The sequence below is a fragment of the Phocaeicola fibrisolvens genome (assembly GCF_025567125.1).
Lineage (GTDB): Bacteria > Bacteroidota > Bacteroidia > Bacteroidales > Bacteroidaceae > Phocaeicola > Phocaeicola fibrisolvens.
On the sequence record NZ_JAOQJI010000039.1, the window covers coordinates 18,432 to 36,643 of the forward strand.

The window sequence follows — 18,212 nt, forward strand, 5'->3', positions numbered from 1 at the left end:
CAATATTTAATTAGTAATTGTATGACTAAACAAAAAAAATTCATCACTTGTGATGGTAACGAAGCTGCTGCTCATATTTCGTACATGTTTACGGAAGTAGCTGCTATCTACCCTATCACTCCGTCATCTACAATGGCTGAACATGTAGATGAATGGGCTGCCGCAGGTCGTAAAAACATCTTCGGCGAAACTGTATTGGTTCAGGAAATGCAATCTGAAGGTGGTGCTGCCGGTGCAGTACACGGTTCTCTTCAGGCTGGTGCATTGACAACTACTTATACTGCTTCTCAGGGTCTTCTGCTGATGATCCCTAATATGTACAAAATCGCAGGTGAATTCTTGCCCTGCGTATTCCATGTTTCTGCACGTACACTGGCTTCTCACGCACTGTGTATCTTCGGTGACCACCAAGATGTGATGTCTTGCCGCCAGACTGGCTTCGCTATGCTGTGCGAAGGTTCTGTACAGGAAGTTATGGATTTGGCCGGTGTAGCTCACTTGTCTACAATTAAATCACGTGTACCGTTCGTTAACTTCTTCGACGGTTTCCGTACTTCTCACGAAATCCAGAAGATTGAAAAACTGGACAACGAAGACTTGGCTCCGCTTATCGACCAGAAAGCTTTGGCTGAATTCCGTGAACGCGCACTTAGCCCTAACAAACCGGTTGCTCGCGGTATGGCTGAAAACCCGGATCACTTCTTCCAGCACAGAGAATCAGGCAATCCGTTCTATGATGCAGTTCCTGCAATCGTAGAAGAATATATGAATGAAATCAACAAGATTACAGGACGTAACTACGGTCTGTTCGACTATTATGGTGCAGAAGATGCAGAAAACATCATCATCGCCATGGGTTCTGTAACAGAAGCTACTCGTGAAGCTATCGACTACCTGACTGCTCAGGGCAAGAAAGTGGGTTTGGTGGCTGTTCACTTGTATCGTCCGTTCTCAGCTAAGCACTTCCTGGCTAAGGTGCCTAAGACTGTAAAACGTATCGCTGTACTTGACCGTACAAAAGAACCGGGTGCAAACGGCGAACCGTTGTATCTGGATGTAAAAGACGTATTCTACGGACAGGAAAACGCTCCGTTGATCGTAGGCGGCCGTTACGGTCTGGGTTCAAAGGATACTACTCCGGCTCAGATTCTGTCAGTATACGAAAACCTGGAACTCCCGATGCCGAAAGACCACTTCACTATCGGTATTGTGGATGACGTGACTTTCACTTCTCTGCCTCAGAAAGAAGAAATCGCTCTCGGTGCAGAAGGCGTATTCGAAGCTAAGTTCTATGGTTTGGGTGCTGATGGTACTGTAGGTGCTAACAAGAACTCTGTAAAAATCATCGGTGACAACACTGATAAATACTGCCAGGCTTACTTCTCTTACGACTCTAAGAAATCTGGTGGTTTCACTTGCTCTCACCTGCGTTTCGGTAATCACCCGATTCACTCTACTTACCTGGTAACTACTCCGAACTTCGTTGCTTGCCACGTTCAGGCTTACCTGCACATGTACGATGTAACTCGTGGTCTGCGCAAGAACGGTACTTTCCTGTTGAACACTATCTGGGAAGGTGAAGAACTGGCTAAGAACCTGCCGAACAAGGTGAAGAAATATTTCGCAGAAAACAACATCACTGTTTACTATATCAACGCTACTCAGATTGCTCAGGAAATCGGTTTGGGCAACCGTACCAACACTATCCTGCAGTCTGCATTCTTCCGTATCACAGGCGTTATCCCTGTAGACTTGGCGGTTGAACAGATGAAGAAATTCATCGTGAAGTCTTACGGTAAGAAGGGTGAAGACGTAGTCAACAAGAACTATGCTGCCGTTGACCGTGGTGGTGAATACAAACAGCTGACTGTAGACCCGGCTTGGGCTAACCTGGAAGTAGAAGGCGCTGCTGCCAACAACGATCCTGCATTCATCAACGAAGTAGTTCGTCCGATCAACGCTCAGGATGGTGACTTGCTGCCGGTATCTGCATTCAAGGGCATCGAAGACGGTACATGGCATCAGGGAACAGCTAAATACGAAAAACGTGGTGTAGCTGCATTCGTTCCAGAATGGAATCCTGAAAACTGTATCCAGTGTAACAAGTGTGCATACGTTTGTCCTCACGCTGCTATCCGTCCGTTCGTTCTCGATGCAGAAGAACAGAAGGGTGCAAACTTCCCGATGTTGAAGGCTGTCGGCAAACAGTTCGACGGTATGACATTCCGCGTACAGGTAGATGTACTCGACTGTCTGGGTTGCGGTAACTGTGCCGATGTATGTCCGGGTAACCCGAAGAAGGGTGGCAAGGCTTTGACAATGAAACATCTGGAAAGCCAGCTGCCTGAAGCTGCCAATTGGACTTACTGTGCTGAAAACGTGAAGTCTAAACAGCACTTGGTAGACATCAAAGCTAACGTGAAGAACTCTCAGTTCGCTACTCCGTTGTTCGAGTTCTCAGGAGCTTGCTCTGGTTGTGGTGAAACTCCGTACGTGAAACTGATTTCTCAGTTGTTCGGTGACCGTGAAATGGTAGCCAACGCTACGGGATGTTCTTCTATCTACTCTGGTTCTGTTCCTTCAACTCCGTACACTACCAACGAAAAGGGTCAGGGTCCTGCTTGGGCTAACTCATTGTTCGAAGACTTCTGCGAATTCGGTTTGGGTATGGAATTGGCTAACAAGAAGCTGCGTAACCGCATCGAAGACGCGATGAAAGCTGCAATCGCTGCTGAAGGTACTCCGGCTGAATACAAGGAAGCATTCCAGGAATGGATTGATGGTCGCAACGATGCAGACAAGAGTAAAGCTGCAGCTGAAAAGATCATCCCGATGGTAGAAGCTGCAAAAGATAAATGTGGCTACTGCGCTACTATCGCTGAATTCAAAGACTACCTGATCAAACGTTCACAGTGGATTATCGGTGGTGATGGTGCTTCTTACGATATCGGTTACGGAGGTTTGGATCACGTCATCGCTTCTGGCGAAGATGTAAACATCCTCGTACTGGATACAGAAGTTTACTCTAACACAGGTGGTCAGTCTTCTAAGGCTACTCCGCTGGGTGCTATCGCTAAATTTGCTGCTTCTGGTAAGCGTGTACGTAAGAAAGACCTGGGTCTGATTGCCACTACTTACGGTTATGTATACGTAGCTCAGATTGCAATGGGTGCTGACCAGGCTCAGACTTTGAAAGCTATCCGCGAAGCTGAAGCATATCCTGGACCGTCATTGGTTATCGCATACGCTCCATGTATCAACCACGGTTTGAAAGCCGGTATGGGTAAATCTCAGGCTGAAGAAGCTAAGGCTGTAGAATGTGGTTACTGGCACTTGTGGCGTTTCAACCCGACATTGGAAGACGAAGGTAAGAACCCGTTCTCACTCGACTCTAAAGAACCGGCTTGGGACAAATTCCAGGATTACCTGAAGGGCGAAGTTCGTTTTGCATCTGTAATGAAACAGTATCCGTCTGAAGCAGCTGACTTGTTCGACGCTTGCGAGAAGATGGCTAAGAAACGTTACGATTCATACAAACGTATGGCTGCAATGGACTGGAGCGAAGAAAAAGCTGAATAAATTATAATCTTGCTTTTTTAATAATAGAAAAGACGGCTGCCTGCATAAGGTGGCCGTTCTTTTTTTAATCCTCCTGCCACAGAAAATGTTTTTAACTAAAAAAGGAATCAGACAATAACAAATATTCCTTAAGTTTGCTGAAAGAATTCACATTAACAAACAAAGTATTTATGAGATATTTAATTGTATCCGACATACATGGCTCATTACCAGCATTGGAACAAGTATTGGCCTTTTACAAGGAACACCATTACGACATGCTCTGCATTTTGGGAGATATTCTGAATTACGGTCCCCGCAACGGACTACCGGAAGGACTGAACCCCAAAGCAATTGCAGAAAAATTGAACGAGATGGCCTCCGAAATCATTGCCATACGCGGCAATTGCGATTCAGAAGTTGACCAGATGCTGCTGGATTTTCCTATCCTGTCGGATTATGCACTGATTGTGGATGAAGGAAAGAAACTGTTCCTTACTCACGGACACATTTATAACGAAGAAAAACGCCCCAAAGGCAAACAAGACATTCTGTTCTACGGACATACACACTTGTGGAAACTTGAACAGACAAACGAAGGTATTGTGTGCAATACAGGCTCCATCACCTTCCCTAAGGGTGGAAACGTACCCACGTTTGCAACCTATGCCAACGGCAAAATCACCCTCCACCACCTGAATGGAGAAATTCTAAAAGAACTGACTGCTTGAAAAAAGCATAAGAAAAAGGCTGCCCTCAATCGTAATTCAACCTCACTATACACTACGATTCAGGAGCAGCCTTTATTTTTCGACTTATAAAAGTAATAGATATAGAACTTTGATTAATTTTCAGAGGATGCACTCGGCTTTCCACCCAACGGGAGAGAAATGCCGACAAAACCATTCACAGTCTTTGAATTGCGTCCCAAGAACATATAGTCAGTACCGACAAACAACGGTCCAAGTTTCACAGCTACTCCTATTGATTTTCCAGAAGCCAAAATTGGAGAATAACTAATGGCCGCATTCAACCAGTTTGCCGGACGCAACGTAGCAGAGAAGGTAAGTTCATTCAATGTCTTAGGCTCTACAAAACGTGCCGTATACATTGCTCCCACACTCAACTTATTATTGAGCAAACCATATTCGCCAGCTATCAGGACAGTGGAATACAAACGGGTCTTATTCTTCACATTCTCAGTTGAACCCTTCTTGAAGTCGAAACGTTCCACAGACAAGAAGTCACCTCCAATGTATCTGTCGTAGTTATTCTCATCAATGGTCACATTCTCATTGCCTGTCGCAGTAGCTACTGTTGTTTCACTTTCTTTCCAGTTCAAGAACCCTAAATCAAGCACAGAAGCAGATACCGTCAAGTTATCCCATATTTTATAGCTTGCACCCAAATCGATACCAAAACCGGTTCCAGAGATACCCATGTCTTCCAGCTTCATGTCGAATTTATTAATCTTGCCATCTTCATTGAAAGTCATACCGCCACCTTTCAAAGTAGTAAGCACATTGGCATCTGCGGTATAAGAGTATCCTTTTCCATACCAGTCAGACGGAGATACTTCACCACCTGTCGCATTCAGGTTTGGCAAATCCAAATCTACATTAAACTTATTAATATTTACCTCTGCACGAGCCAATCCCAACAACACTTTCACACGGGCACCGACAGTCAATTTTTCTGTGATACGACGAGAATATCCCAATCCTACTTCCGCATAAGCTTTCACATTGACCGACTGATTCGACAAATCATAGTTTGCAGTTGTACCAGCCATGTCTTCAAGAGCAAATCCTTTCATGTTACGCATCATAGAGAACATATCCTTCGCCAGTGAAGCGCCGATATCCGTACGCAATCCAACATTGAAAGTCCAGAAGCCTTTACCTCTATACCAACCGAATGACAAGATATCCGTATTCAAGTTTACGTTCAGACGGTTATCAGACTGCAAAAGTTTGTCAAAAAGTTTATCATTGGAATACAAGCTGTTTTTTGAGTCCAGCACATCAATAATATCACTTGTTCCCAGTACATTAGAAGAAGCTGATACATTCAGAGAACCAATCACTGGAATATTAAAATACCCCCTTGTAGGCTGCAAACCCGGGTTCAATTGCAAACGTGCACTTGTGCCTTCCATAAAATAAGAAGAACGCAAATATTGAGCCTGTGCAGTTCCCCCCAATACAAACATGCCTCCCAACAGAAGCAAAACTTTACATCCAAATCTTTTCATACTATCTTGCTTTATTAAATTTAATGCAAAAATAAGAATCTTTATATTACATAAAAAGCAAGAAGCACTACACGATACACTAAAACGAGAAAATTTACGACTAAGACATAAGATTTCGTGACTAAGCAGACAAAAAATAGTGAAATTATAATTGGCAGAAACGCTCCATCATCTCTTTCCGGTACTTTTTGGACACTAAAAGTTCTTCTACATTGTTAAATGGAGGATACATGATACATTGTCCCCCCTGTACCATGAGTAAGTAGTTCATATTAATGATATACGACTGGTGAATCTGCACAAAAGCCGGATCGTAAGCGCACAAGTTTTCCGCCCTCGTATTCCGCTTCAAGGGAATAAAAGAACCATTTGTCAAAGCCACCTCCCATATTTTCCGGTCGGACACATACCGGAAATAACCGATATCCGACACCCGAAGAACCCGCAAGTCTCCCATCGGAGTCACGACCATAAAAGACTTTTCACCGCCTCGATTCATGTCAGACAGGAAGTTATTCGAATCCTTTTCTCCGTCTGCCGTCTGCAACCGCTCCAAAGCCACAGCCAATTCTTGGGGATCCACCGGCTTCAAAAGAAAATCAAAGGCATAATTCCGCAGCGCATCTATCAGATACTTATTGTATGCCGTATAGAAAATAATATGCATATTCCAATTCTGCATTTCATGCACCTTGATTGCCACATCCATCCCCAGCATATCCGGAAGCTCCACATCCAGAAACAACAAGTCGGGATGCTCCTTCTCAATCAAACGGATTCCTGCCTTTCCATTCCGGGCCACCCCTTCCACTGAAATCCACTGATATTTCTTCAGCTCAAAACAAAGATTATCAATAGCTGTTTCTTCGTCATCTACGATGACGGCTCTGATCTTATCACTCATGGTTTCCTAGTTTTCTTTAATTGATACGAATAATTCAGAGGAACGATAAAGCGTACCTCACATCCCATTTCCTTTCTTTCGCCAATGGGAACATTACTGATTTTCATGACAATGGGACGTGAATTATACATATTCAGCAACTGGATAGTCTGCGTAATCACCTTCATTCCAGTTCCTGTTCCATGATTGACACTCGTGGCACGGTATCCTCCTCCATTGTCACAAACGACCATTTCCACCTGGTCGGCTAACCGACGTACCCGTATGTATAACAGACGAAAACCTTCCTTCAGCCTCAATCCATGCTTGATGGCGTTTTCCACAGGAATCTGCAATAACATAGAAGGCACCTGTATACTTTTCAAATCAATCCCTTCATCCAAATCCAACTGATACTGAAAATCATCTCCTAATGATTTTTCCTCCAAGGCCACATACGTATTGACGAAATCCAGTTCATCGGCCAACGACACAGACAAACATTCCGTCAGTTCCAAGTTACGGCGAAGCAGCTTGGTCAAACCAATCAGGTTCTTGCTTTCCTCTTCATCTTTATGCAAATTCATTTCACGGTTCAATACATTGAAAATGAAATGTGGAGAAATCCGGTTACGCACATTTTCCAGACGCAAGGAAGTGATTGCCGTCTGCAAACGCCACTGTTCCCGGTCTCGCTGCCGTTTTCTGTACAATATAATCACCAGTGACACCGCAATCAACAAAAAAGCTCCTCCCACAATGGCATACAACCACTGATGCAAATGAAGCACCTGATTTTCTTTTTCCCGGATAGAAATCTCCTTTTTCATCAACGTGCTGTCTTGAGAATACTTCAACGCGATTTCGGCTGCACGCATCTTCACTTTCTCATTACGTATAGAGTCGTCTATCTCCCGGTTTCTTTCCAGGTAATAGTATGCATTTTTATAATCACCCACTTTTTCATAATAACGCTGCAGATAACGGTTGCGCACATGAATCATGTTCGGCTCCACATCCTTGTATTTCACGGCATGCTTCAAACGCTCTTTGGCCAGCGCCACATTTCCCTCTTTCAATGCCAGTTCCATGAGCTGCGTGTCAATACAATACAACGCCGTGGCATGGTGAATGGACGCAAAGAATCCCCGGCAATTCTCCAAATAATAAGAGGCCGAGTCTGTCTGATTCAACAAAAGGAAGACCTCTCCCAGATTAATCATCGTCAGGTTCCGTTCAAAAGTCATATCCGGATACTGGTTGACCACCGCCAGCGAACGACGGAAATACGTCAAGGCCGTTTCATAGTCTTGCCGGTAATAATAGGAATTTCCCCGGTTATTCAAATAAATATGCTTTTCAAAAGGACGCATTTCCTCATAATAACGGGAAGCCAAATCGTAGTAATAATCACATGCGGCAAAATCCCGCAACTCCATATTTACCTGTGCCAGACCATAGTAGGCTGGAAAGCGCTGAGCCTCAGGCATATTCAGAGAATCGGCAATCGACAAGGCACGGTTATACCACAATGAGCCCAAATCATAACGCCCCTGCTTCACATACGCGTCTGCCTGGTTCAGGCAAATATCCGGCAAAGACTCCCTTTTTCCTCCCCGACTGGCATATTCAAAAGCTTTCTGAAAACAACTGCAGGCCGAATCTACCTGCGAAGTACGCACATATATATTTCCACGGGCATTATAAGCAAAGGCATACAATGGATACACATGATTGTCCTCCTTGTTTCTTTCACAGAAAGAAAGCACTCTGTCCAAGTAAATAGAAGCTGAATCCAAATTAAAAGTCAGGAAACAGGTCCGCACCTTCAGCAAGAGCAAACGATAGTACATCACACTGTCCTTAAACGAAGGCATCACGCTGTCTATCGTCTGACTAACCTGCTCCGGAGAATCTGCTGAAATCTGCTCCAAATGCTGGTAAAACTTTTCAAAAGAGCCTGCGTCGCTTCGTGTACCCTTATTTGTGCATCCCACCACTACGGACAACATGAAAATACCAACCCAAATACCTGCTATATCATTTCGCCTAATATTTAATTTCATGTTTATACCTCTTTTTAATAGTGACAAAAATACGGAAAACTATCCATTACGACAAAAAAAGTTTAAATTTTTCGTATAAGCCATAAATAAAGTTTGACAACAATAGCGCCTATAGACTTCTTCTTGCCCAACCACCTGCAATTGTATTGTCCCACTATCTTACCCGCCGATTTAATTCTTACACCGAATCACCTACGATTTGAGGGGAAATGTGTACATTTGCAACTATAACAAGAAACTGAACACTCCATGAACGATCAAACTTCTTACGAACTGCCCGATTTGGGCCACTCCATGGGAGCCCATCTGGGCATCCAGTTCCTCGAAATGAAAGAAGGATATGTCAAAGCCCAGATGCCCGTAGACGAAAGGACTTGCCAGCCGTTCGGCATACTCAACGGCGGAGCCTCCCTGGCACTGGCTGAAATCGTAGCCGGACATGGCTCCATTCCGCTGTGCAGCCCCGGAGAAATGCCTTGCGGCATCCAGGTCAGTGCCAGCCATCTCAGCATGGTTCCCAAAGGAGAATCTGTCATCGCCACGGGACAGCTGATTCACCGGGGACGTACCACCCACCTGTGGAACGTAGATATTACCAACCAGGAAGGGAAACTGATTTCTACCGCACGCATCGTCAACCAAATAGTCAAGAAACGTCCATGAAAACACCGGAAACGATTTATCACCAGCTCATCGACTCGTTTACACAACGTGATGTCTGCTTTGCCTTGTATCGCCTTCCCTGGACCGACGAACCGATTCTCGTCATGCAGGAAGAAGGAGAACCCGTCAGCCTTGACCGTCTGGAAGAACTGAATCAGAAGAAAGGCTTCCTTCTGGCCCCGTTTCAGCTGACAACTTCCCGTCCGGCAGTACTCATTCGTCCGGCTATTGTCGCTCACGACTGGGAGGAAATCAAACTGGCCTTGCAAAAATGGATGGCACGTCATCCGCAACCTGCGAATTCATGCGTTCCTTTCCGTCAGGACAGACTGCCTGAGGCACAAGGTTCTTCTGAAAGAGACGAAAAAGAAATTTATACTGAAACATTCAGCCGCTTTATCCTGCCGCTGAAAGAAAAGCAGTTCCGCAAACTGGTGCTTTCCAGAAGTACGGTCCAGCCATTGCACGAAACGTTTTCTCCACTGGCTACGTTCATCCAAGCCTGCAACAGTTATCCGCGCATGATGATTTCCTTGTGCCACACTCCTTCCACCGGTACGTGGATAGGCAGTACGCCCGAAATCATCCTCAGCGGACACGAGAAGGAATGGCACACCGTGGCCCTGGCAGGCACCATGCCCATGCAGGGAGAAGTCATGCCCACGGAATGGAGCAAAAAGAACAAGGAAGAGCAAGCTTTTGTGGGAGAATATATCCGTAAGACCGTCAAGAAATTCGGCAGCAAGCTGACCGAAAAAGGGCCCTACACTGCCCGCGCCGGCCAGCTGGTACACTTAAAGACCGATTTTCACTTTACACTAAAGGACACAGACCATCTGGGCGATGTGCTGCAAGAACTGCATCCCACTCCCGCCGTCTGCGGACTCCCGAAGGAAGAAGCCTATCAGTTCATTCTGCAAACAGAGCCGCACGACCGTCTCTTCTATGCCGGCATCATCGGATGGATTGACCCGCAAGGCGATACCACCCTCTATGTCAATCTGCGCTGCATGCACGTGGAAGGAAATACAGCCACCCTTTATGCCGGAGGCGGTATCCTGCCCGACTCCACGGCCGATTCCGAATGGGAAGAAACGCAGCAGAAAATGAATACCATGCGAAATATCCTGTCAATCTAAAGTATCTAAAAGAATCATGTATACAGACAAAAAAAATATCCTGCAGCTCGTAGCCCTGCTGAAAGCTCACCGCATACAGAAGATTGTGTTATGCCCCGGAAGCCGGAACATTCCCATCGTACAAACCTTGGTCAACATTCCGGAGTTTACCTGCTATCCGGTGACGGATGAGCGTAGTGCGGGGTTCTTTGCCTTGGGACTGGCACTGAACGGAGGCCAACCAGCGGCAATCTGCTGCACATCGGGTACGGCCCTGCTGAATATTCACCCGGCCGTGGCCGAAGCCTTCTACCAGCAAATTCCTCTTGTAGTGATTTCGGCCGACCGCCCTGCGGCATGGATTGGCCAGATGGACGGGCAGACGCTTCCCCAGCCGGGAGTGTTCGGCAGCCTGGTCAAGAAATCGGTCGACTTGCCCGAAGTACAAACGGAAGAAGACGAATGGTACTGCAACCGCCTCATCAACGAGGCTCTCATGGAACTCGACCACCATGGAAAAGGCCCTGTACATATCAACGTGCCCATCAGTGAGCCCTTCTTCAAACTCCCGGTAACGGAACTTCCCGAAGCACGGGTCATTACCCGTTACCAAGGACTGAACGTGTACGACAAGGACTACCAGCCGCTCATCGACCGCCTGAACCGTTACCAGCGACGCATGGTGGTAGTGGGACAGATGAACCTGATTTACCTGTTCGACAAGAAATATACCAAGATGCTCTACAAGCATTTTGCCTGGTTCACCGAAAACATCAGCAACCAGACCATTCCGGGACAACCCATCCGCAACATTGAGCCGCTGCTCTGCTCCATGGATTTTGAGGCACAGCAGAAAATGCGTCCGGAACTGCTCATCACCTACGGGGGACACATCATCTCCAAACGGCTCAAGAAATTCCTTCGCCGCCATCCGCCGGTAGAACACTGGCACGTAGCTCCCGACGGACAAGTGGCCGACCTTTTCGGTTCTCTGACTACCGTCATCGAGATGGACCCGTTTGAGTTTTTGGAAAAGATTGCACCGATGATGGACAGCCGTACGCCGGAATACCCGCGCGCTTGGGAAGCCTTGTCCAAGCAGATTCCGCAGGCCGAATTTCCCTACTCCGAGATGAGTGCCATCGGAAAAGTCATCGGGCACCTGCCGACACCTTGCTCGCTCCACCTGGCCAACAGCTCGACGGTACGCTATGCCCAACTGTTCCCGCTCCCTCAGGAAGTGGAAGTTTTGTCCAACCGGGGTACCAACGGGATTGAAGGCTCCTTGTCCACGGCCCTTGGTTATGCCACGGCCTCCGATAAGCTCAATTTCATCTTTATCGGCGACCTGAGTTTCTTCTATGACATGAATGCCCTTTGGAACACCAACTACGGAAGCAACGTACGCATCCTCCTGCTCAACAACGAAGGAGGCGAAATCTTCCATGCCCTTCCGGGACTGGAGATGCAGGACAACAGCCGCCGTTTCATCACGGCCACGCACCGCACCTCGGCCAAAGCATGGGCCGAAGACCGCGGCTTCCACTACCTCTCCGCCCATAACGACGAGGAGCTGGACCAGGCCGTCGAGACATTCACCCAGCCTTCCATCACTTCACAACCGATGCTGCTGGAAGTGTTTACGGAAAAAGACAAGGACATTGAACACCTGAAAACGTATTATCACAACTTAAAATAACAAGCATTATGTCACAACCCAGAGAATGGAAAACCATCAAAGAATACCAGGATATCCTGTTTGATTTCTATCATGGTATTGCCAAAATTACCATCAACCGTCCGCGATACAGAAATGCATTCACCCCGACCACTACTTCCGAAATCAGCGATGCCCTGCTCATCTGCCGTGAGTGTCAGGACATCAACGTGGTGGTACTGACAGGCGCCGGCGACAAAGCCTTCTGCTCCGGCGGCGACATGCACGTGAAAGGGCACGGAGGTTATGTAGGTACCGACGGCGTACCCCGCCTGAACGTGCTCGACGTACAGAAACAAATCCGCTCCATCCCGAAACCGGTTATTGCCATGGTCAACGGATATGCCATCGGGGGCGGACATGTGCTCCACGTGGTCTGCGACCTGACCATCGCTTCCGAGAATGCCATCTTCGGACAGACAGGACCTCGTGTGGGCAGCTTTGATGCCGGCTTCGGTTCTTCTTACCTGGCCCGGATTGTGGGACAGAAAAAAGCCCGCGAAATCTGGTTCCTCTGCCGCCAGTATTCTGCCCAGGAAGCACTGGAAATGGGACTGGTGAACAAAGTGGTGCCTTTCGACCAGCTGGAAGATGAAGTGGTGGAATGGGCCGAAACCATGATGCAGCACAGCCCGCTGGCCCTGCGCATGATCAAGGCTGGACTCAATGCGGAACTGGACGGACAGGCTGGTATCCAAGAACTTGCCGGAGACGCCACCATGCTCTATTACATGACCGACGAAGCACAGGAAGGCGGAAAAGCATTCCTCGAAAAACGGAAACCCGACTGGAGCAAGTATCCTAAATTCCCCTGATTGATTCATCCCACAAATTTCTACCGGACAGAAAGCGAAACTTGCTTTTGCTTTCTGTCCGATTATTGTTTCATCCCTCACAGAATGTATCATGTATTCATTGAAAATATTTCCGCGTACCCTCCATTTCAAACAACCTGCCGGCACATCCCGCGGAGTGTACCACACCCGGCAAGTCTGGTATCTGCTGCTCACCGACACGGAAACCGGACAGTATGGTATAGGTGAATGTGCCCCTCTGCCTGCCCTGAGCTGTGACGACCTGCCCGACTACCCTCGTCTGCTGGCTGAAATCTGTGAAAAGACCGCAGCCGACGGGCACATCGACTACGAAGCACTCCGTCCCTATCCGTCCATCCTTTTCGGACTGGAAACGGCCTTTGCCCACCTGCAGGCCCATAGCCTGAGATTTTGGGACACTCCCTTCAGCCGAGGCACACAAGGTATTCCCATCAACGGACTCATCTGGATGGGCAATTTTGACGAGATGTACCGCCGTATTGAAGAAAAGATGAAAGCCGGATTCCGGTGCATCAAGGTAAAAATCGGAGCTATCGAATTTGAACGGGAACTGGAACTGCTGGCCCACATCCGCCGTCATTTTTCCGCTTCCGACATCGAACTCCGTGTAGATGCCAACGGGGCCTTCCGACCGGAAGATGCCCTGCGGAAACTGACACAACTGAACGAATTCCAGCTTCATTCCATCGAACAGCCCATACGGGCCGGACAATGGGAAGCGATGAAGACACTGTGCGCCGCCTCTCCCTTCCCCATCGCATTGGACGAGGAACTGATTGGCGTGAACGAAACCTGCCGGAAAAAAGAATTGCTGGATACCATCCGCCCGCAATACATCATCCTGAAACCGTCGCTCCACGGAGGCATCCGAGGGGCAGAAGAATGGATTTCACTGGCCCAGGAAAGGGGTATCGGCTACTGGGTGACTTCGGCGCTGGAATCGAACATCGGCCTGAACGCCATCGCCCAATGGTGTGCCACGCTTCACCCGACCATGCCACAGGGACTCGGTACCGGCCTGCTCTTTACCGACAACCTCGACTATCCGCTGCACATCGAGGGTGACTGCCTGTGGTTCCATCCGGAAGAAGAGACACCTGATTTTCTAACTTTCCTGAATCGTCCCTGACATGAGCCATCCTACCTTTATCACCGACATTGCCCGTCAGCACATCCGGATAGAAGGAGTGGACTATTCGGCTACAGAGGCCCGTGCCCGACAGGAAGGACGCCCCAGCCTCCTGCAGGAAACCTTCTATGCCCGATACGGAGCAGATAGTTTCCAGGCCTCCCTGGCCGATTTCCTAAGTGAATGGTTTGACGACCACGACACCGTACTGGTACACACTTCCGGTTCGACGGGAACACCCAAACCGCTGCGGGTAGAAAAACAACGCATGATGCAAAGCGCCATGCTGACAGTCAGTTTTCTGGAATTGACTCCCGGCGATACGGCCCTACTCTGCATGCCACTGAAATACATCGCCGGAAAGATGGTAGTGGTCCGTGCACTGATGGCCGGACTGAACTTGCTGCCAGTCACTCCCAGTGGACATCCGCTGGCACAGACAAGCACTGCTCCCGTTTTCGCTGCCATGATTCCCATGCAGGTATTCAACACCTTGCAAGTGGCCGAAGAAAAAGAACGCCTTCGGCAAATCCGTCACCTCATCATCGGCGGAGGAGCCATCGATGCGTCTTTGGGAAAGCAACTGCTGTCATTTCCACACGCCGTATGGAGCACGTATGGCATGACGGAAACCCTGTCGCACATTGCCTTGCGACGCCTCAACGGGCCGGAAGCCTCCGATTGGTACACACCTTTCCCACACGTCAGACTGTCTCTTTCAGCGGAAAATACCCTGACCATTCAGGCCCCGGCTGTCTGCCCGGACATCCTGACCACTAACGATATCTGTGAATTCAATGCACAAGGACAGTTCCGCATCTTGGGACGGAAAGACAACACGCTCAACACGGGAGGCGTCAAGGTACAGATTGAAGAGGTGGAAAATGCACTGAAATCCTTTCTGGCAACTCCTTTCCAAATATCTGCCGTCGCCGACCCTAAATTTGGGGAGCGCATCGTACTGCTGCTGGAAGACGAGCACGGCACCTGCCCGGAAACAGCCTTGAGGAAGGCATTCGATTCCCTTCCTCCCTACTGGCGACCCAAGCAAGTCTTCCGCATCCGGCAGTTGCCACAAACCGGAACCGGCAAGCCCGACCGGGCCACTGCCCGCAGGATGGCCGAAGAAATCGCAAGACAAAAGGAGAAATAAGAAGCAAACCACTTGTTTATGAGCATTTGATTTTTTAACTTTGTTAAATATTCAAATGCTCATTTTTTATTGGACAACAAACTATGGAAGAATACACCTTTCTTGCCCCTCTGCTGCTGACCATCGGAGGACTCATTATCGGGGCTATCCTGAAATCCTTGCTCAAGCACAGCCGACTTCCCTACACCGTCGGACTGTTCGCCATCGGAATCCTTGTCGGCGTACTGAACCGCACCGGAGTGTTCCAGTCGATGCCGGAACTGCACAGTGCCGTCAATTCTGTAGCCAACATCAATCCCGACCTGATTCTCTACCTGTTCCTGCCCATCCTGATTTTTGATGCGGCCTACGAACTCAACCTGCATATCTTCAAGAAGACCCTGGCCAACGCCACCCTGCTGGCTGCTCCGGGACTCGTCATCTGCATGCTGCTGACAGGAGCTTTCCTTATGGGTATCGCCACGTTTGTTCCCGGGCTCGAATCATGGACCTGGGCATTTGCCCTCATGTTCGGTGCCTTGATCAGTGCCACCGACCCGGTAGCCGTCGTGGCCCTGCTGCACGAGTTGAAAACCAGTAAACGTTTCTCCACCCTCGTAGATGCGGAATCCCTGCTGAACGACGGAACAGGCATCGTGTGCTTCATGCTCTTCTTCGGAGCCTACGTGTCGGGCGAAGCCAGCCATACCTCTCCGCTCGTCACTTTCATTCAGGAAGTGGGCATCAGTACCCTGCTGGGATTCTTTCTGGCACGCGTCGTCATCTGGTTCATCACCCGCATCAATTCAGAAGAGATGGTGCAGAACAGTGTCATCATCCTGGCCGCTTATCTCACGTTTATCCTCTCGCAATACTATCTCGGTGTGTCGGGCGTGATTGCCCTCGTAGCCTTCGGGCTGACCGTGACCTACGTGGGAAAACCGCGGCTGAAGCCTCAGGTGAACACCTTCATGGAACATTTCTGGGAACTGCTGACTTATATCGCCAATACGCTGATTTTTATTCTGGTGGGTATCGTGATTGCGGAAAAAGTGGACTTCTCCTGGAGTGCGCTCGGCATACTCCTACTCCTTTATGTCGCCCTCAACCTGATTCGCTTTGCCATGATTATGATGCTCTATCCGGTGATGAAACGGTTGGGATACGGACTGACCAAACGGGAATCGGTCATCCTCACCTGGGGCGGACTGCGAGGGGCACTGGCCATGACGCTGGCCCTGATGGTCTCCTATACCCCGGCCATTCCAGAGGATATCCGGAGTCAGGTGCTGTTCTTCACAGCCGGCATTGTGACCCTGACCTTGTGCATCAATGCCACGACCATGCGGGCACTGCTGAACCGACTGGGACTGACACACATTCCCTCGGCTCGTACCATGCTGGAATACCGTATTGAAAAATCGGTTCGCGAAAATTCCGAGAAATACCTGGAAAGCTTGAAGAAGAGAGACGCCTTGGAAGGGGCCAACTGGAACAAGGTGGAAAGCTACATGACCAGCCGCCCGCAGGAACCGGCCAAGAATCCGCAGAACCAGGCCATGCTTCCGGAAATCCGTCTGCGCGTGCTGGACAAGGAAAAGGCTGTCTGCCGTCAGATTTATGAAGAAGGGGTTATCTCGAAAGTGGTCTTCCTGCGACTGATGAACTCACTGGACGAACTGTATGACCACGACGGGAAGTATCCGCTGAACATGCGGCATTCCATCTTCAAGTTCTGCCAACGGACCGATGTGCTGAACAATCTGCGGGGACTTCCTTACCTCCAGAACTGGATGACCTTCTATTTCCGTGAACGCATCACGGTGGTCTATGATCTGGGGCGGGGATTCATCATCTTGCAGAAAGAAAGCCTGAAATTGCTGAACGACCTGACGTCGTCCGAATGGGTTACCAGTGAACAGCAACCCGTACTGGAAGTCTTACGCGCAGAGATTAACGACAACATCACCCGTATGGGAACCTTTATCGGCAACCTGGCGGAAAATTTCCCGAAGGCATACGGTCACGCACTGACCGTCAAGTCCATCCGTATGCTGCTGAGCAACGAACGCCGTACCGTGCGGCAGATGGTCAACAGCGGTATGTTGTCTGAAAAAGACGCAGAAAGACTGCTGAACGACATTGACGACCGCACGGACGAAATCAACTCCTTCAGCCACACCTTCACCGCATCTTTCCTGCGGTGGCTGTTCTTCATCAAGAAAAAGAAAATTTACCGCGTCTGAAAACAGTCTGCCTGTGCCCTTTCCTTACAGGGCACAGGTTCCTTGTCCGGCATAATCCTCACCCACTTCTCCCTGATACTCCGGATGCCGTTGCAGCCAAATGACGGCGTACGAGCAAGTGGCCACTGCCTTCAACCCTTTGCAACGGGCATAATCGTAGGCAGCTTTTACCAAGGCCGAGGCTATGCCTCTTCCTCCAATCGCTTCCGGCACAATGGTATGCCGTATGTCCAATCCTTCGTCGTGAATCTGATACGCCACATGGGCCCGGTGCCCTTCCAGTTCCACATAAAACTCCTGCCGGGATTCATCATGCTTGATTTCCATCGTTGTCTGTTTTTAATACCGATACAAGATAGAATTTTTCGGCCTGACAACCAAACAATCTCTGCAAATTTTGTCAAACGCCTTGGTCCACATACCTCGTCACGTTCGTGTCAAGGTCTCATCACGAACGTGTCAACCTCTCGTCACGAACGTGACGAGGTCTCCGCACGAACGAGTCGAGGAAAATTTCCCCTTACGTTCAGAGAAAACGCATCAATCTCCGATATTAAGGAAGTTAATTGTTTCCAGAATAAGTTTCTCCATGAAATTCTCATCCCATCCT

Annotated in this window: 13 protein-coding genes; 9 read left to right on the top strand and 4 right to left on the bottom strand. The window is 48.7% G+C overall.

Features of this window, described 5'->3' with window-relative positions; translation table 11 throughout:
- The first annotated feature begins 21 nt into the window (after positions 1 to 21).
- Together nifJ and yfcE are read left to right on the top strand one after the other, a co-directional pair.
- Positions 22 to 3,579, top strand: a complete 3,558-nt coding sequence (gene nifJ / locus OCV81_RS13580; protein ID WP_148330536.1) for a pyruvate:ferredoxin (flavodoxin) oxidoreductase — start codon at positions 22 to 24, stop codon at positions 3,577 to 3,579.
- Between the two features lie 170 nt (positions 3,580 to 3,749).
- Entirely contained in the window at positions 3,750 to 4,289 is a 540-nt protein-coding gene (gene yfcE, locus OCV81_RS13585; protein WP_148330539.1) for a phosphodiesterase, read from the top strand.
- A 113-nt stretch (positions 4,290 to 4,402) separates the two neighbouring features.
- Here the strand turns inward: yfcE and OCV81_RS13590 are convergent, their stop codons facing one another.
- From OCV81_RS13590 to OCV81_RS13600, 3 genes are all read right to left on the bottom strand, one after another.
- A complete protein-coding gene (locus OCV81_RS13590) occupies positions 4,403 to 5,812 on the bottom strand; it encodes a DUF5723 family protein (protein WP_148330541.1) in 1,410 nt (469 codons plus the stop codon).
- 145 nt (positions 5,813 to 5,957) lie between these two features.
- Positions 5,958 to 6,716, bottom strand: coding sequence for a LytR/AlgR family response regulator transcription factor (locus OCV81_RS13595; protein ID WP_022354402.1), 759 nt, complete (start codon positions 6,714 to 6,716; stop codon positions 5,958 to 5,960).
- Positions 6,713 to 8,761, bottom strand: a complete 2,049-nt coding sequence (locus OCV81_RS13600) for a tetratricopeptide repeat-containing sensor histidine kinase (protein ID WP_239464715.1) — start codon at positions 8,759 to 8,761, stop codon at positions 6,713 to 6,715. Before OCV81_RS13600 ends, OCV81_RS13595 begins: the two co-directional genes overlap by 4 nt.
- Before the next feature lie 249 nt (positions 8,762 to 9,010).
- On the opposite strand from OCV81_RS13600, the gene OCV81_RS13605 reads away from it, so the two are divergent.
- The 7 genes from OCV81_RS13605 (at position 9,011) to OCV81_RS13635 (ending at position 17,602) form a co-directional block, all read left to right on the top strand.
- Positions 9,011 to 9,424 carry a PaaI family thioesterase gene (locus OCV81_RS13605; RefSeq protein WP_148330543.1) on the top strand — a complete coding sequence of 138 codons (414 nt, stop codon included), beginning with the start codon at positions 9,011 to 9,013 and terminating at the stop codon, positions 9,422 to 9,424.
- Positions 9,421 to 10,563, top strand: coding sequence for an isochorismate synthase (locus tag OCV81_RS13610; RefSeq protein ID WP_148330544.1), 1,143 nt, complete (start codon positions 9,421 to 9,423; stop codon positions 10,561 to 10,563). The genes OCV81_RS13605 and OCV81_RS13610 overlap by 4 nt, the downstream gene beginning before the upstream one ends.
- A 16-nt stretch (positions 10,564 to 10,579) precedes the next feature.
- The gene (gene menD, locus OCV81_RS13615; RefSeq protein WP_148330546.1) at positions 10,580 to 12,241 is read left to right on the top strand and encodes a 2-succinyl-5-enolpyruvyl-6-hydroxy-3-cyclohexene-1-carboxylic-acid synthase; all 1,662 of its coding nucleotides are present in this window, start codon (positions 10,580 to 10,582) and stop codon (positions 12,239 to 12,241) included.
- A gap of 8 nt (positions 12,242 to 12,249) precedes the next feature.
- Positions 12,250 to 13,074, top strand: a complete 825-nt coding sequence (menB, locus tag OCV81_RS13620; RefSeq protein ID WP_022354397.1) for a 1,4-dihydroxy-2-naphthoyl-CoA synthase — start codon at positions 12,250 to 12,252, stop codon at positions 13,072 to 13,074.
- A gap of 91 nt (positions 13,075 to 13,165) precedes the next feature.
- Entirely contained in the window at positions 13,166 to 14,224 is a 1,059-nt protein-coding gene (locus OCV81_RS13625) for an o-succinylbenzoate synthase (RefSeq protein WP_148330548.1), read from the top strand.
- A 1-nt stretch (position 14,225) separates the two neighbouring features.
- A complete protein-coding gene (locus OCV81_RS13630) occupies positions 14,226 to 15,377 on the top strand; it encodes an AMP-binding protein (RefSeq protein ID WP_148330550.1) in 1,152 nt (383 codons plus the stop codon).
- Between the two features lie 83 nt (positions 15,378 to 15,460).
- Complete coding sequence (locus tag OCV81_RS13635; RefSeq protein WP_148330552.1) at positions 15,461 to 17,602, top strand: cation:proton antiporter; 2,142 nt, start codon at positions 15,461 to 15,463, stop codon at positions 17,600 to 17,602.
- Positions 17,603 to 17,626: 24 nt separating this feature from the next.
- Here OCV81_RS13635 and OCV81_RS13640 read toward each other — a convergent pair whose 3' ends face one another.
- Positions 17,627 to 17,929, bottom strand: a complete 303-nt coding sequence (locus OCV81_RS13640) for a GNAT family N-acetyltransferase (protein ID WP_022354393.1) — start codon at positions 17,927 to 17,929, stop codon at positions 17,627 to 17,629.
- Positions 17,930 to 18,212 lie beyond the last annotated feature (283 nt).

Excerpts from the sequence above, each read along its gene's own strand:
- nifJ (WP_148330536.1), top strand. The coding sequence starts at position 22 with ATGACTAAACAAAAAAAATTCATCACTTGTGATGGTAACGAAGCTGCT.
- yfcE (WP_148330539.1), top strand. The coding sequence starts at position 3,750 with ATGAGATATTTAATTGTATCCGACATACATGGCTCATTACCAGCATTG.
- OCV81_RS13590 (WP_148330541.1), bottom strand. The coding sequence starts at position 5,812 with ATGAAAAGATTTGGATGTAAAGTTTTGCTTCTGTTGGGAGGCATGTTT.
- OCV81_RS13595 (WP_022354402.1), bottom strand. The coding sequence starts at position 6,716 with ATGAGTGATAAGATCAGAGCCGTCATCGTAGATGACGAAGAAACAGCT.
- OCV81_RS13600 (WP_239464715.1), bottom strand. The coding sequence starts at position 8,761 with ATGAAATTAAATATTAGGCGAAATGATATAGCAGGTATTTGGGTTGGT.
- OCV81_RS13605 (WP_148330543.1), top strand. The coding sequence starts at position 9,011 with ATGAACGATCAAACTTCTTACGAACTGCCCGATTTGGGCCACTCCATG.
- OCV81_RS13610 (WP_148330544.1), top strand. The coding sequence starts at position 9,421 with ATGAAAACACCGGAAACGATTTATCACCAGCTCATCGACTCGTTTACA.
- menD (WP_148330546.1), top strand. The coding sequence starts at position 10,580 with ATGTATACAGACAAAAAAAATATCCTGCAGCTCGTAGCCCTGCTGAAA.
- menB (WP_022354397.1), top strand. The coding sequence starts at position 12,250 with ATGTCACAACCCAGAGAATGGAAAACCATCAAAGAATACCAGGATATC.
- OCV81_RS13625 (WP_148330548.1), top strand. The coding sequence starts at position 13,166 with ATGTATTCATTGAAAATATTTCCGCGTACCCTCCATTTCAAACAACCT.
- OCV81_RS13630 (WP_148330550.1), top strand. The coding sequence starts at position 14,226 with ATGAGCCATCCTACCTTTATCACCGACATTGCCCGTCAGCACATCCGG.
- OCV81_RS13635 (WP_148330552.1), top strand. The coding sequence starts at position 15,461 with ATGGAAGAATACACCTTTCTTGCCCCTCTGCTGCTGACCATCGGAGGA.
- OCV81_RS13640 (WP_022354393.1), bottom strand. The coding sequence starts at position 17,929 with ATGGAAATCAAGCATGATGAATCCCGGCAGGAGTTTTATGTGGAACTG.